The following is a 16,330-nucleotide window of genomic DNA, read 5'->3' as shown; positions in this document are numbered from 1 at the left end:
TATTAGAACCGCACACCTGCTTGGAAACCTGCGGTTACAGAATCAGTTTTGTAACCACTTGGTTTATATAAAGGAGCCCCAACAAATACATCATAGAATAATCCAGATATAAATTGCCCTCTTATCCCAAGACTAGTACCAGCAATAAATTTTCCTGTAAATACCTCTGTACTTGGACCATATACGGCGCCAAAATCAATATTAGCATAAACACTTGATTTCCATTTAGGGATGTAACTAGCAACCTCATTACGCATATACCAGCCACTTTCAGCCATTAGTGTATTTTCACCATCAAATCCTTGTACAGTATATCGATTCCCAAGGCTAATCATATCTCTAGAGAATAAACGTTTATCCCCTAATGTCCATTGTCCATGGAAAGATGTAGTTATACTTGCTGGTCTATGTCCCCATATACGTGGAATTTGATAATCGACATCTAACAATAGTTGAGTATATCGAGTACTAGGCGCTCCATTACCATATTCTGGTTGCGAACCAAACCAACCAACCCCTTGTTTAATAGCTGCTCTAGAGTATAATGTATTTTTCTTTATGTATCTACGTTCTGATATACCTACTTCTAAAGAAGCTGTATTAGCACGTTGTACAGCAATTTCTACATCATTAATATAATTTTTAGCATTACGCTTGCTGATAATAATATCCCAACTACGCTTAGTCATTCGATCTCGATGAAATACATGATTCCACGAACCTCTTACAGTCTTTGCATGACTAGAACTAATAAATGGAGTAGCCATAGAATTAATCGTTTGATGATATTTCATATCACTATAGGAAATACTAAAGGTGTCCTTCCCTCTAGGTATTGAATAAGAAATAGTATGGTTTCGACTACCTTTTCGTTCACCATCTTGAGCAGCATCTCGATTAATACTTAAGTTTAATGAATCATTAGCATTAAATATCCTATCAACTCCAATTGCAGCCGTCCACTGCAGTTTACCAGTATCTTTTAGTCCAGAATCATCTATGGATATCATTCCATGAATTGGTGGTTTTTTAGTAGTTTCAAGTACAATATTCGTAGCTAACGGTTTTGTTCCTGGCTCAAGCTCAACAGACACATTTTGAGAACCAATCCGCTTCATTTGCTCTATCCCCTGTTCTATATTTCGAATATTAAGGATATCCCCTTCACGAATAGGAAATGCATTTTGCCATGGCAATGGTTGTGCATACGTTTTATATAAGACAGACTCTACGCGACCGAGTTGTAAATTAAATTGTAGATTACCTGAAGCTAATGATTGGGATGGAATACCAATCCGAGACGTGACGTATCCATGTTCTATAAGTGCAGTATTTAAGCTAGTAGATAATCTATTTACATCTTCAACTGTAAGTTTGCGATTTACAAATGGTTTAATTGTTTTACGTAGAAACGTAAACTCGTTAGGCACATCTAATTGTATCTTCTTTTTTTGTGCTTCATAATATAATGGACCTTTAATTAATCGTACACTTGCTGCAGAACTATTATCCACAAATGTCGTCTGATCCATAGTAGTATTTATCATATTACTATATGTTAATTCTGCAGACTGACTAATAGGTTCTTCTACAACACGGATATGAGATACAAAAAAAGATGGCTCTACATGTGCTGGCTGTTGTGCCGGTACTGTATAACCATCTTGTGGTGTTAAAGAACCAGATGAAAAATCTATTCCACCTGTTTGTACTGTAATTCGTCCCTCTCCAAGCCGCGCCTCTCTCGCTAGTTGTTGTTCTCTCGATCTATCTAGTTGTTCTTGAGTATCAATAGGTTTAGCACCCAAAATATGTATTGGTACCATACACACTAAACTTAGACAGAATAATAACTCTCTCTTTTTCATATTGCTCCTTTTGTAATAAAATATAAATCTGTTTTATATTTTATTATGTTTTTATCTTGACAGTCAATAGAGAGTTTAAACTGTAAAACCACCTACCAAAGATAAATCAATTCATCTTCGATAGGCGGTTTATTTTATTCACCCTTAGCAATACGGTCTAAGAGTTCAATATAGCTTTCTTTATTTAAGGCTGGTGTAAAGTTGTCTAATATATCTTTAGCACCTGCTGCATCATCGTATAGTAAGTCTACGATTGTCATAGCCAATGCTTGTGCTGTTTTAATGTACGCTACATCAGGTACAGAGATTTCATATTCCGCACTGTGTAGTACACCACTTATACAACCAACCCATGGATGGATGACCGGCATCAAGTGAGATACGTCCCCCATATCTGTACTAGCTGTTATATGTGGGCCTTGGTATATATTGGCTTCACCAAAGATAGGATTTGAATTTTCTCGTAATAGAGCATTCATACGTTCATCATTACGCATCGGTAAATAACCAGGTAGGTCATGGATAACACATGTGGCTCCTACTGCATCGCCACCGGCTTTTAAGGCCCGGTTTACACGATGATTGCCATCTACAATAGCTTCAATATTAGAGGCACGCACGTAACTTTCAACTTGAACATAATCAGGCACACAATTTACCAATGTACCACCTTGATTAATGATTGGGTGGAATCTGAAATAATCGCTTTCTTTGAAAGTTTCACGAATGGAGTTAACCCCCATAACCCCCATCAAAGCAGCATTAAGAGCATTGATGCCTTCATGAGGTGCTTGTGCTGCATGGGCTACCTTACCGTGATATTCAATCAGTTTAGATACAAAACCATTAGAGGTACTACCAAGCCCCATTTCACCAGCTGGTGTTTTGGCTGTCTCCACATGCATTTGCATAGCCATATCAATATCGTCGAAAGCTCCTTCATAGATGAGCTGTTGCTTACCACCCATATACTTAAGCTTACCTTGCTCACGCAATTTATTGCGGTAATCAATTTCAATCATTTCCTCTGCCGGAACAGCAAATAATACAACATCGCCAGCTAATTCGTCCACCACAGCTTGTAAACCCATAGCGACAGCAAACATATTCGCAATTTGTACATTATGACCACAGCAATGGGCGGCCCCTGTTAAATCATCGGCACGAGGATGGCGAGGACAGAGAATGGCATCTAATTCCCCCACCATTGCAACCGTATATTTACTATCTCGACCTTTCATTCTACCTTTTACACCTGTCAATGCATGGCCAGTAGTATAAGAAATGCCAAGTTCATCAAACATAGCTTGAACCTTTTTAGAGGTTTTTACCTCTTTAAAACCCAATTCTGGTTCAGCCATAATAGATTCAGCCAATTCTCGTAAACGCGGTTGTGCATCAACAATAGCTTTACAAACACGTTGCTTTACTTCTTCCTTTGTCATACGGCTCATAATATCTCCTTTATAAAATCGACCGTATAAAATACGGTCGATCATGTCATCATGATGTATAGATATCTTCTAAAATATAATTCTATAATTATATCTTAACATAATTTAGACATCTAACATTATGATTTAGTATTAAATTAAACCTTCTAAATGAAGTACTAATTGGGCTAATGCTGTTGCACAGATGAAAGTACCTGCTGTTACAGCTAGTGCAACAGGGATAATACGCCAAGATAAGCGACGGAATGCACCAAGGTCTTTACCTAAGGATAAACCTGCATAGGCAAGTACAGGTGTTGTAGTAGCTAAGAATGTAACTTGGCTAGTTTTTGCGATAATCCATTCTTGACCAGGCATACCTGGTAAGGATGCAATAACACCAACTAAAGACACCCAGAATACCATAGGCAATTTATTAGCATATGGCAAGTTAGAGATCAAAGCACCGATTGTAGCAAGAGCTGCCAAGATAGCTACGCCAACTAAACTATCGCTAAATAGAAGTTTACCATCCATTACATTACCGACTGCAGTGATGATAGCAGCAATACAGATAACGATGACAAACTGTGTTAATCTTTCACTTTTACTCATGATGTGCTGCCTCCTCTGCTAAATCTTGTTCCCGGGTACGACCTGTAAAGAAGTTGTATGTTTTCTCCATAACTGGTAAAGAAACAAATAAACCAAAGTATACGCCTAGAACAGTAGTCAACAAGTTTGCAGCCCCTGCAAGAGCCATAATTTGTTGTTCGTAATCAGGATATACTGCAATGATTGGAGCTGTAGCTGCCGCCATCATACTAGCACTACCTACGCCAGCGCCCATAGCTAATGCCAAAGGATGAAACCAGCCAGATTGTGCTAACATACCTGCCAATACAGATGACCACATAGCGCCGATAAGAACACCACAGATGTACATGCCCATAACGCCACGGCCTTCTGGAGAGCTAAAACCGAATTTATCGATGATAATCGCTACATTTGGCTCACGGTCTACAGAGTAACAAGCACCTACTGCTTCGCGACGCATGCCTACTAGCAAAGCTACTGGTAAACCAAATACAATAGTACCGAAGAAGTGACCAAGCTCTTGTAATAACAATGCCCAGCCAGCACTTGTAAGAATACCAAGATTTGGACCGATACCAAGTCCTACTTTTACCATCAAGATCATAACGGCGATACCGATATAATCGGCAGATTTTTCCATCTGTTTAATCGTAAGAATTTTAAACTTAGGAATAGAAATTAATAAACCTAGAATCAATGTGTACAATAATGGCAATAATACAACAGGACCTAGTTTTTTTATGCCTATAAATTCAGCGACTACAGTTAGTACGAGCGCTAGAAAATGTATTTTGAGATTTCCCAAAAGCTGCATAATGACCTCCTGTAAAAATACATAATATAACATTGTTATATTATAAATAATTGTTATTAAAAGTGTCAATTACAGATGTACATTTGTCTATTTGAATTATTTTTTTCCAATAATATAGAGTCCCTGTTCAGCATCAACTACCTCAATAATAATATTTTCTATCATTGATGGTTTTACTTTATGAAACCTTTGTTCTTCTTCATCATAGTAAATGGCCCATTTAGACATACATGCCGGAATAGTGTCACTATCATAATCTTTCCCCCTCCAAATGGCATCATCTCTAAAATAACTTAGTCCATCTTTAACTAATTCTGTATCTAAACAAAATTCACCAGCTAAACTAACATGATTATCTAATAAAAGGTCTCTAACAATGATGGCTTCATATTCCCAACTTAGAAAACATAAGTATTCAAAGTATCTAAGTGCTATCTTGGAATCCCAACGATTGTTTAAAACCATGATTTGAAATAACTTATTTACTAACGCATAATCAGAAAATATATAATAGTCATTAGTTAAAAGGAAATTATATATTTGTTGAATTTCTTGTAAATCTAAAGTTTTATCTTTATTTATTTTGTCTATAGGCAACGAAGAAAATATTATATCCATATAGTACCTCATAATACATTTCAATAAAAGGCAGTTTGATGTCTCAAACTGCCTTTTACTGTCATTAAATTATGGAATTTAAAAATTTAACGCTTTGTAATGGTTTACCAATTTCTTGCTCACAGTAGGCAAATAGTAGTTTTTCAAGTTCCTTCCAAATTGTTTTGGGAAATTCTAAAGGCGTATCTTCACCCCACTGGTAAGCTAGAATCTGAGGTAATGTAGCTTTCACAGAACGAGAAATGCTAAGATTTGTAGTTTCCCGCACCTGCATCCAGAATGGCTCAATTCCGTCTTGATGGTTAAAAGCATTAGCACTAGGGACAACCCCTGCGAGAGATAATAGTTGCCATCCGAGCATTATCGTTCCCAATTGTACATTGCGACGTCGAATTTGCTTGGAATAGTTTACAACAGTATCAAAGACCTTGCGATCTACGTCATACATGGCAAATAACTCTTGAATGAGCTCACTCGCTACTGCTGCATAAGCAATATTATCGAGGTTTACATCTAAGGATTCCACCACATAGGAGCCATCAATTTGCGTAACATTTACATATTCCCCATCCGGTACAACTGTAATATACATGGCACTAAATGGACGTAAATAGGAGCTGTTGCGCATCGTCATCATTCGCTTATGTGGAATCGATGCTTTAATAAGTCCCAAGCTAGGCGTAATAAACGTAAATACGGAATACAACTTATACTTTTTTCGACTTATGACGATGGCTGGCGTATTAAAACCACCATTAAGCTTCTTCATTTTCTTCTTCCGTTGGTTCCTCTACTGGTATAGGTGTTACTTTAATGCGAGAGATACGATATCCTTGCATTTGAGTAACTTCAAAGGTGTAACCATGAGCATCCACCGTATCACCTACGATTGGTGTACGTTCTAATAAACCAAAGACATAGCCACCTATTGTATCAGAATCAGAATTATCAATTTCAATATTCATAATTTCTTCTACTTCGTCTACGAGGACCTTGCCATCAAACTCGAAGGAACCATCTGCATAGGACATCGTAGCTGGTAAATGCGGCTCATGCTCATCTTGTATGTCCCCAACCAACTCTTCGATAATATCTTCTAAGCCTACTAGACCAACCATGCCACCATATTCATCTACTACTACAGCTAGATATATACGGCGCGTTCTCATATATTGCAACAAGGTAGATAATTTCATTACCTCTGGAACAGTAAGAATGTCTCGTTTAATATTGCGCAAATCCTTACGGGCTTGATTAGGGCGTTCCATTAAATCTTTAATATGAACGAGTCCAATAATGTGATCCTTATCCTCTACACAGAGTGGATAACGTGTATGTACTTTAGAGCGGATAACCTTCATCGCTTCATCGTAACCATCTTCAACGAATACGCAGTCTACATCTTGACGAGGCACCATAACCTCTTTCGCCATGCGATCTACGAAGTTAAAAACATTATCGATTAACTCAGACTCTACTTGGTCCAGTTGCCCTTCCTCGTGGCTTCGAGAAATCATCATGCGAATTTCTTCTTCTGAGTACACAAGATCAAGCTCTGTTAAATATTTTGTTTTGTAAAAGCCTAAAATAACATTGGAGATTTTACTAGCAATCCAAATAAATGGATACACCAATTTACCTGCAGCCACGACGATACGGCTATAGGTATTTACGTATTTTGTAGGGAAGGATAAGCCCAATGCTTTAGGTACAATTTCACCGAAAATTAGGACGATTAAACTAATTAATAGTAATAGAATAATATCTAGTACCAAATGCATCCAAGTACTATGAATATTAAGAACCGCCACTATACGATCAACAATATTATCAAATACAAAAGTACCTGTGCCTGCAAGGGCCAAAATAAAGAATAGAATCAAAAACTGTGTAGTATTTAAAAAATACTCAGGATTTTGATAAAGCTTTAATAAAAATTCTCTATCCTTCTCCAAGAGGATGTCCATATCCTCTACATGTTCTTTACGAAGGCGTGCAAAGGAGAACTTTGCAACCACAAAAAAGTTAATTAAAAAAATACATAACAGACCAAACCCTATGGGTAACAGGCCATCTACACTATCCATCTTTATTCCTTTCATATGAATATGGAAACACTTATTTCTTTTTATTATATCAAATTATTTTCTATAACCAAGTTCAGATAACATACCAGATTTATTTCTCCAATCTTTTTTTACTTTAACCCAAAGGTCCAAGTACACCTTTGTAGCTAATAGCTTTTGAATATCTGCGCGCGCTTCAGCGCCAAGTTGTTTTAACAAAGCACCTTTTTTACCGATGATAATTCCCTTTTGAGAGTCTCTTTCACAGTAGATTGTAGCGCGGATATAGGTAGTACCATCATCACGTGTTTTCATTTCATCTACGTCTACAGCGATAGCATGAGGAATCTCATCTCGTGTAGCTAACAAGATTTTTTCACGAATGATATCGGAAATAATAAGGCGTTCCGGTTGATCCGTAATCATATCCTCCGGAAAATATTGTGGACCTTCCGGCAAGGTTTCCTCTAGAACCTTAAGAATTTCAGATAAGTTCTCTTTATCTTTTGCAGAAATAGGAATGACACCTGCAAAAGGATATGCATCTTGATAAGAAACGATTGCTTCTAAAAGCTCTTCTTTTTTGAGTGTATCAATTTTGTTGACTACCAAAAATACAGGAACCTTTACACGTTTCAATTGTTCAATAATAAAATTATCCCCAGGACCACGTTTTTCATTGCCTGCTACGACAAATAAAACGGCTTCCGTTTCTTTTAAGGACTCAATAGCAGCATCTACCATGAATTCGCCTAACTTGTGCTTAGGTTTATGCACACCAGGTGTATCCATAAATACGATTTGTTTGGATTCATCCGTATATACGCAGATGATACGGTTACGCGTTGTTTGAGCCTTATCGGATACGATAGCAATCTTATCGCCAATAAGAGCGTTGATTAAGGTAGATTTACCTACATTAGGGCGTCCTACAACGGCAACAAAGCCTGATTTAAAATGTTCGTTCTTATTCATTATATGGTGCATCCTCCCGCACATAACCCAAGTTACCTAGGATAAATTCTTCCTCTGTGCGCATCTCTTTTTTATCTTCGTCGTTCATATGGTCATAGCCTAAAATATGTAAGCAACTGTGAGTCGTTAAATATGCTAATTCCCGTTCAAAACTATGTCCATATTCAATAGCTTGTTCACGAGTACGCTCTAAGGAAATAATCATATCACCAAGTAAGTGATGTTCCTCTTTACTACCTTCGTAATCATCCCCTTCATTGAGGGCAAAGGACAATACATCCGTTGGTCTATCGATGCCTCGATATTCCTTATTAAGCTCGTGAATTTTAGCATTATTGCAGAGTAAAATACTCATTTCATCTTCTTCGAGGCCATATACGCGACTCACTTCATCGCAGACCTTGCGTATAACAGCCTCAATATTGGAATCCTCTTGAATTCCTTCATCATAGCTAATGTGTATATACATACTTATCCTTTCGCTACATTCTCTTTGGATACTGCGTTAGATTCTGTAGTCTCACCAGCTAACTTACGTTCGTGATATGCATCGTAAGCTTTTACAATGCGACCTACTAAATCGTGACGAACAACGTCTTGATCGCTAAAGTAAACCATATTAATACCAGGTACATGACGCAATACCTTTTCAGCCTCGCCGAGGCCAGACACAACACGTGGAGGTAAGTCAATTTGTGTCTTATCACCGTTGACTACCATTTTAGAGTTGTTGCCTAGACGAGTTAGGAACATTTTCATCTGTTCTGCCGTCGTATTTTGAGCCTCATCGAGAATGACGAAGGCATTTTCCAATGTACGGCCACGCATATACGCTAGTGGTGCTACCTCGATAGTACCACGTTCCATAAAACGTTGTACTTGCTCGATACCAAACATTTCATGTAATGCATCATAAAGAGGTCTTAAATAAGGATCAACCTTGTCTTGTAATTCACCAGGTAGGAAGCCTAACCGTTCACCTGCCTCTACAGCAGGGCGTGTCAAAATAATTTTATCTACATTGCGGTTTTTTAAATAGAATGCAGCTAAAGCTACTGCTAGGAATGTTTTACCTGTACCAGCAGGACCAATACCAAAAGTAATAGTATTTTTTCGGATACTATCTACATAGTATTTTTGACCTTCCGTTTTAGGCGTAATATTTTTACCACGCATATTAACGGATAAAGTATCCTCAAACATAGTATGTACGGCATCAGCTTTACCATTAGCCACAAGTTTAGCCGCAATACGCACTTGAGACTCAGTTATGGTACTACCTTCACGGTAAAGGAATACTAATTCTTCAAGGGTACGATAGAGAGCTTCTACTTGTTTTTCATCGCCCTTTATAACTACCGTATCACCTCGTGCCACTACATCTGCAGAGATGACTTCAAGCATCATATGCAGATATCGATTATGTTGACCTAGTATGGATTGTGCTAGGTCATATGTAGGAAATGTAAATACTTGTTCGCTCATACAACCTCCTAATCTATAAATTTACGAACTGCTTTACCATTTAGGTAATCACAGAGATCACCTTGATGAGCATCTAGTTCGTCTAGTTTATCATCAATTAAATCTTGTACGCGCCACCAACCCATAGACCAGTTTGTAAAAAGCGTATTATCTTCAGGTGCTCTCCCTACAAGACGCTGTAAAACAATGTCAGGATGTAAATGACGTACAAAATTAACAACCCGATCAGCATATTCTTCCGCACTAATTAGGGTAAACTGACCCTCTTGATACCACTTGGCCATCAATGTATTTTTTACAATATACAAAGCATGTAGTTTCACTTGATCAACACCGAGTGCAGATAAAATACGAGCCCCTTCGATTGTATCCTTCATTGTATCCCATGGTAAATTAACTATCATATGAGTAGTTATGTTAAATCCATATCGCTTAATCCGTAATACGGCATCAATAAACTGGGCTAAATCATGACCGCGATTAATTTTCTCTAATGTATCATAGTTAACCGTTTGAAGACCTAGCTCAATATAGATATCCTTATGAAAGCGATCCCTAATATCAGCTAATATCTCAAGATATTCATCGGCAATACAATCGGGTCTTGTTGCAATAGCAATGCCCACGGCTTTATCAATACAACCTTGTTCAATATAGCTTTTAAAATCATCAAGATTCAAGTAGGTATTACTAAAGTTTTGGTAATAAGGGATGAACTTCTTTGCTTTATATTTAGGGCCTATGTGAGCAATATTTTCCTCTAATTGCATGCGCACCGTCATCCAGGCAGGACGATTTTCGTATCCCGCGCCAATTTCACCACAAAAGGTACAGCCTCCAACACCAGCCGAACCATCTCTGTTAGGACAGGTCAAGGGTAGTGCTACAGGTAATTTATAAACCTTTTCCCCATATGTTTCTTTATAATATTTAGATACCATGCGGTATCGTTTTGATCTCGTTGTATCGGTCATAATACTCCTATTAAACTAACCAATCATCGCTTATTATGTAATATTTCAACTATCATAAATTCTCTAATCTTTTGATTATAAAAAATTAGATAAACTATTTTTATATTACTAACAAGCCTCTATTTCAGGACGTATAAAAGGTTTTACCTCTTTATTTACGTCGATTACAACTGTAAAAGGTACATTTGGTACATTCTTTATACCTAACACTTTAGCCGTATCTTCAGACATAGGCATTTCTACATATTGTTGACGAATTTTGCGCCACTCTTTAAATGTATAGTTAGGGATATACTGAGATGCAATTTCTTCATTGCGCCAAAATGCTTCCCCTTCTTGTAAAAGTTCTTTTGTCTGTTTTGGTAAACCTACGGCTTCACTGCGGACCTTACCACGATAGCTAACGAGTGTATCATATTGTAATAATTCGGCAGCTACTGTATCACCTTTAGACAAGAAAAAATTGTACAAGAACTCTATTTGATCTATATCTTTCAAATTAATCTTATGATTACCTGCATCGAGCCAAGCCTGTGTCATGTCACAAAAATAGGAAAAAGCATCTTTTTTTGTCTCCACTTTAGAAGGATCATACTTTTTCATAGGTGGTACATGATTAGTTTCTGTATCTTCCCCAGTTATAGATGTATCAGTATGTTCTTTTATAAGCTTACTACCAATATAGCCAAACACAGTTCTAAATCGTTCACTATTATAAAAGCGTTCAAAGACATCTTCAAAGTGTTTTAAGAAACGTATATCTCTATAAGGGAGCACGTGAGTACTTAATACCTCATATGGCGCTAAGGGATCACTAATATATTGATACTCCTCCATACGGCGTACACCAGAACCTTTTAACAGTTTTAAAAATCCAATTTGTAACGCATGTGGCTGTAAACTAAAAAGATCATTAAAGGATAATCCAAACCGCTGTTTATTCTCGTAAGGCAGGCCTACAATTAAATCCATGTGCACATGAGTTCGGCCTGCTTCAATAATAGGGCGAATAGCCTTTTGAATATACGGCCAATCATTATATCGATTAATAGCATCTAAGGTTTTCTTATGTGTACTTTGAACCCCTACCTCAATTTGAATACGGCCTGGTGGTGTTTCACAAAGAATATTTGTTTCCCATTCCGTCATTAGCTCTGGTTCCATTTCTAGATGGAAATTCGTCTCCGTATCGGCATCACGCATGAATTCCATCATAGGTCGATGATGATGTGGCGCACAGTTAAAAGTTCTATCAACAAATTTAACTTGTTTTACCTTATGATCGATAAACCACTGTAGTTCTTTAAAAGTTCTTTCCTGCGGAAAAAAGCGAACTGTATTTTTATTGCCAGATAAACAGTACTGACAAGAGAATGGGCACCCTCGAGAGGATTCATAGTAGATGATTTTATGTTCTAAATCTATCATATCCTCTTCTACATATGGGAATGGTATAGTACTCAGATCTTTTACCTCCACCGTATCAGTAGAGCCCAGGAGTCGGCCAGAAATGTGTCGACCACGTACGCCAGGAATCTGCTCTTCTAAGCCATCATTGCCAGCGATTAGTGCACTAATAAGTTGATAAAAAGCTTCTTCCCCCTCACCTTGTACGACATAGTCCACAGCAGCACAACGATTTAAGATTTCATCGGCTGTGAAAGACACCTCCGGCCCACCTAAAATAATTTTAATATCTGGTCGCACAGCTTTCACCATGTCTACTACATGTAAAGTCATCTCAATATTCCAGATATAGCAAGCAAAGCCCAATATATCTATATTGCGCTCTGTAATATCGCTAAGAATATGTAAAACAGGCATATTAATAGTATATTCTACTATATCGTATGCCTGTCCGTGAGCCTGCCCATACGCTTTGAGATAACGCAAAGCCAGAGAAGAATGTATAAATTTTGAGTTTAATGTGGATAAAACTACGTTCATAGGTCCCCTTTAAATCATCGAATGGCTCAGCCACCGTCTAGTCATAATATATGTATTATACCATTAAAAGAGACTAAATATAATAGAAATAATAGCACCCACTAAAATAACAACAGATGCGACAGTGAGAATGATACTGCCAAAGAATACAACAGCAGCCAAAATAATCCCTAAAACAATGAACAATATAATTCGACTAAGCCAGCTTGTACTATTAAAGCTATACACCTTAACTTTCGGTTCATATTGATTGTTTTCATCGTAATATTGTTGCTCGTCATTGATATTAGTTGGCGTTGAATCTACATGGACGGAATCGCCTACCTCTTCAATAGTTACACCATCAAATTCTCGTCTCTCATCGTCGGATAATACGCGTGTATTAGGTTCACCAGAATAAGTACTGCGACTATAAGTATCATCTGATTTACCATTTCTATATGTATTTTGATTATTGTTTATATTGTGTTGATCATTCATATGTATTTCCTTTATATGAACAAATACTAATTGATTTTATACAATTTATTATACCATATTTTACCATCATAATGGCAAATAGAAATCCCTTCAGATATAAAGCCATATATCTGAAGGGATTGTATTTTTATATATTGATTAATGTTAATATATGCTTACACGTAGATTAGTCATTTAAGAATTTTTTAAGTAATTCATTTACCATTCCCGGATTAGCTCGGCCTTTAGATTCCTTCATAACTTGACCAACTAAGAAGCCTATAGCCTTACCATTACCACTCTTGAAGTCTGCTACTGGTTGTGGATTATTAGCAATAACTTGCTTAACAATTTCTTCAATAGCACCAGTATCTGTGATTTGAACTAGACCTTCCTCTTTTACAATAGTATCAGCATCCTTGCCGGATTCCCACATGGATACGATAACTTTTTTCGCAATTTTGCCGGAAATTGTACCTTTATCGATAAGAGCAATCATACCAGCCAAGTTTTCAGGACTTACCTTGGATTCAGCAAATGTTAAACCACTTTCATTAATCATCTTGGACAAGTCACCAAGCATCCAGTTGGCCACAGTTTTAGGATCTGCACCTGCTTTAACAGTATCATCTAAGAAGTCTGCAGTCTTACGAGATACTGTGAGAATTGTAGCATCCTCACGAGACAAACCATATTCAGATACAAAGCGTGCAATTTTAGCATCTTGTAATTCTGGCAATGCACGGCGCACTTCTTCGATTTTTTCGTCTGTAATTACGATTGGTACCAAATCTGGTTCTGGGAAGTAACGGTAGTCGTTTTCTTCGTCTTTCTTACGCATACCAATAGTAATGCCTTGAGCATCATCCCAAGTACGTGTTTCTTGATCTACTTTGCCGCCAGCTTCGATTAACTTAGCTTGACGCAATGCTTCATATTCAACAACTTTTTGAATTGCAGTTAAAGAGTTAACATTTTTAGTTTCTGTACGTGTACCAAATTCTGTAGTGCCACGTAAACGTACGGATACGTTGCAGTCACCACGCAAAGAACCTTCTTCCATACGACCGTCAGATACTTCTAAATATTGTAAAATAGAACGTAATTTTTCAACGTATGCTCGCGCTTCTGCACCGGAACGAATATCTGGTTCAGATACGATTTCAAGAAGAGGTACACCCGTACGGTTGTAGTCAACATTAGAAGATTTAGAGTCGGAAATAGTATTACCACTATGAACGAGTTTACCTGCATCTTCTTCCATATGAATACGGGTAATACCAATGCGTTTAGTTTCACCATTAACCTCAATATCTAAATGACCATTTAGGCAAATTGGCAAATCATATTGAGATGTTTGATAGTTTTTAGGCAAATCAGGATAATAGTAGTTTTTACGGTCAAATTTGTTAAAGTTAAGGATTTCACAATTCAATGCTAAACCTACTTTGATAGCAAATTCTACTACTTGTTTATTTAACACAGGCATAGCACCAGGTAAACCTAGGCATACTGGGCATACATGTGTATTTTGATCGCCGCCGAATTCAGTGGTACAACCACAGAAGATTTTAGACTTAGTCTTAAGCTCTGTATGAACCTCTAAACCAACGACTGTTTCGTATTTACTACTCATAGAGAAACCTCCCCAGTTGGTGCTACTAATTGACAGTCTGGACGTGCTTGTTCAAATGTGAAAGCGGCACGTAACAATGTTTCTTCACCCATAGCAGGGCCGAGCAATTGCAAGCCAATTGGCAAATTGCTGCTGCTCATACCTGCTGGAATGCTAATACCTGGAATACCTGCAAGGTTTGCTGGTACTGTACAGATATCTTCTAAGTACATTGCCAATGGATCATTTGCTTTTTCACCAAATTTATAAGACGTATTAGGTGCAGTTGGTGTTAAGATCAAATCCACTTTGGAGAATGCTTCATCAAATTCATTTTTAATGAGGCGGCGAACTTTTAATGCTTTCAAATAGTAAGCATCATAGTAACCAGCACTCAATACATATGTACCTAACAAGATACGACGTTGTACTTCTGGACCAAAGCCTTCTGTACGAGTTTTAGTAGACATTTCTACTAAATTATCCGCCGGTACGCGCATACCATAGCTTACACCGTCATAACGAGCCAAGTTAGAGCTTGCCTCTGCTAATGCGATGATATAATACGCAGATAATGCATATTTAGAGTTAGGCAAGGAAACCTCAACGATTTCAGCACCTAATTTTTTATACGTTTCGATGGCCTCTTCCATAGCTTTGCGAACTTCGCTATTAAGACCTTCGCCAAAGAATTCTTTTGGCACACCGATTTTAAGATTTTGTACATCATTTACAAGAGCTGTAGTGTAATCTACACGAGCACCTGGAATGGATGTGGAGTCTTTCGCATCATGACCAGAGATGGCATTTAATACTAAAGCAGCATCTGTTACATCACGAGTAATAGGTCCAATTTGGTCCAAAGAGGATGCGAAGGCGATTAAACCATAACGAGATACATTACCGTATGTTGGTTTTAAGCCTACAACGCCACAGAAGGACGCTGGTTGACGAATAGACCCACCAGTATCGGAGCCAAGAGCCCAAATAGCAGACCCGCTGGATACAGCTGCTGCACTACCGCCAGAAGAACCACCTGGTACGCAATCAGCATTCCAAGGATTAGATGTTTTAGCTAATGCAGAGTTCTCTGTAGAGCCACCCATAGCAAATTCATCCATATTAAGTTTACCAAGGCTAATATAATGATTGTTTTGTAAACGTTCAATAACTGACGCATTGTATGGAGGCACAAAGTTTTCCAACATTTTAGATGCACATGTTGCAGGTTCATCTTTAATACAAATATTATCTTTAATTGCACCAGGAATACCTGCCAATGGGGAAATAGCATCACCTTTAGCAATTGCTTCATCTACAAGCTTAGCTGTAGCCAAAGCACGATCATGAGAATCGGATAAGTACGCATGTACAGTCGGTTCCACTTTCGCTTTATGTGCAATAACAGCATTCGTCAATTCAACAGCGCTGATTTCTTTATTCACTAGTTTCTTGTGTAATTCATGAATTGTTGCCACA

General features: G+C 37.7%; 15 protein-coding genes. All 15 read right to left on the bottom strand.

Annotated elements, in window-relative coordinates; genetic code table 11:
• Positions 1–2 precede the first annotated feature (2 nt).
• Positions 3–1,868 carry a ShlB/FhaC/HecB family hemolysin secretion/activation protein gene (locus DWV85_RS02045; RefSeq protein ID WP_024062585.1) on the bottom strand — a complete coding sequence of 622 codons (1,866 nt, stop codon included), beginning with the start codon at positions 1,866–1,868 and terminating at the stop codon, positions 3–5.
• A gap of 134 nt (positions 1,869–2,002) precedes the next feature.
• The gene (locus tag DWV85_RS02040; protein ID WP_077708452.1) at positions 2,003–3,322 is read right to left on the bottom strand and encodes an amidohydrolase; all 1,320 of its coding nucleotides are present in this window, start codon (positions 3,320–3,322) and stop codon (positions 2,003–2,005) included.
• Between the two features lie 132 nt (positions 3,323–3,454).
• Positions 3,455–3,916 carry a hypothetical protein gene (locus DWV85_RS02035; RefSeq protein WP_077708453.1) on the bottom strand — a complete coding sequence of 154 codons (462 nt, stop codon included), beginning with the start codon at positions 3,914–3,916 and terminating at the stop codon, positions 3,455–3,457.
• On the bottom strand, positions 3,909–4,712 hold the full coding sequence (locus DWV85_RS02030; RefSeq protein WP_012864410.1) for a DUF3100 domain-containing protein: 804 nt from the start codon (positions 4,710–4,712) through the stop codon (positions 3,909–3,911). The genes DWV85_RS02035 and DWV85_RS02030 overlap by 8 nt, the downstream gene beginning before the upstream one ends.
• 96 nt (positions 4,713–4,808) lie before the next feature.
• Positions 4,809–5,330 carry a hypothetical protein gene (locus tag DWV85_RS02025; protein ID WP_077708454.1) on the bottom strand — a complete coding sequence of 174 codons (522 nt, stop codon included), beginning with the start codon at positions 5,328–5,330 and terminating at the stop codon, positions 4,809–4,811.
• Positions 5,331–5,394: 64 nt separating this feature from the next.
• Positions 5,395–6,099 carry a DNA repair protein RecO C-terminal domain-containing protein gene (locus DWV85_RS02020; RefSeq protein ID WP_077708455.1) on the bottom strand — a complete coding sequence of 235 codons (705 nt, stop codon included), beginning with the start codon at positions 6,097–6,099 and terminating at the stop codon, positions 5,395–5,397.
• Positions 6,086–7,417, bottom strand: a complete 1,332-nt coding sequence (locus DWV85_RS02015; RefSeq protein ID WP_004695947.1) for a hemolysin family protein — start codon at positions 7,415–7,417, stop codon at positions 6,086–6,088. Before DWV85_RS02015 ends, DWV85_RS02020 begins: the two co-directional genes overlap by 14 nt.
• Positions 7,418–7,471: 54 nt before the next feature.
• Entirely contained in the window at positions 7,472–8,371 is a 900-nt protein-coding gene (gene era, locus DWV85_RS02010) for a GTPase Era (protein ID WP_077708456.1), read from the bottom strand.
• Positions 8,364–8,840 (bottom strand): rRNA maturation RNase YbeY, encoded by a 477-nt coding sequence (gene ybeY, locus DWV85_RS02005; protein WP_021148196.1) that lies wholly within the window; start codon positions 8,838–8,840, stop codon positions 8,364–8,366. Before ybeY ends, era begins: the two co-directional genes overlap by 8 nt.
• Before the next feature lie 2 nt (positions 8,841–8,842).
• Positions 8,843–9,856: a PhoH family protein gene (locus tag DWV85_RS02000; protein ID WP_024061834.1), complete on the bottom strand. Its 1,014-nt coding sequence runs from the start codon at positions 9,854–9,856 to the stop codon at positions 8,843–8,845.
• 8 nt (positions 9,857–9,864) lie between these two features.
• The gene (locus DWV85_RS01995; protein ID WP_123137916.1) at positions 9,865–10,830 is read right to left on the bottom strand and encodes a TIGR01212 family radical SAM protein; all 966 of its coding nucleotides are present in this window, start codon (positions 10,828–10,830) and stop codon (positions 9,865–9,867) included.
• Positions 10,831–10,938: 108 nt separating this feature from the next.
• Positions 10,939–12,777, bottom strand: coding sequence for a B12-binding domain-containing radical SAM protein (locus tag DWV85_RS01990; RefSeq protein WP_123137915.1), 1,839 nt, complete (start codon positions 12,775–12,777; stop codon positions 10,939–10,941).
• 63 nt (positions 12,778–12,840) lie between these two features.
• On the bottom strand, positions 12,841–13,257 hold the full coding sequence (locus tag DWV85_RS01985) for a DUF308 domain-containing protein (protein WP_123137914.1): 417 nt from the start codon (positions 13,255–13,257) through the stop codon (positions 12,841–12,843).
• A gap of 166 nt (positions 13,258–13,423) precedes the next feature.
• Complete coding sequence (gene gatB / locus DWV85_RS01980) at positions 13,424–14,872, bottom strand: Asp-tRNA(Asn)/Glu-tRNA(Gln) amidotransferase subunit GatB (protein WP_123137913.1); 1,449 nt, start codon at positions 14,870–14,872, stop codon at positions 13,424–13,426.
• Positions 14,869–16,329, bottom strand: a complete 1,461-nt coding sequence (gatA, locus tag DWV85_RS01975) for an Asp-tRNA(Asn)/Glu-tRNA(Gln) amidotransferase subunit GatA (RefSeq protein ID WP_077708460.1) — start codon at positions 16,327–16,329, stop codon at positions 14,869–14,871. Before gatA ends, gatB begins: the two co-directional genes overlap by 4 nt.
• Position 16,330 lies beyond the last annotated feature (1 nt).

The organism is Veillonella sp. AF13-2, from assembly GCF_003603295.1.
GTDB classification, from domain to species: Bacteria; Bacillota; Negativicutes; order Veillonellales; family Veillonellaceae; genus Veillonella; species Veillonella parvula_E.
This window is presented reverse-complemented; position numbering and strand designations above follow the sequence as displayed.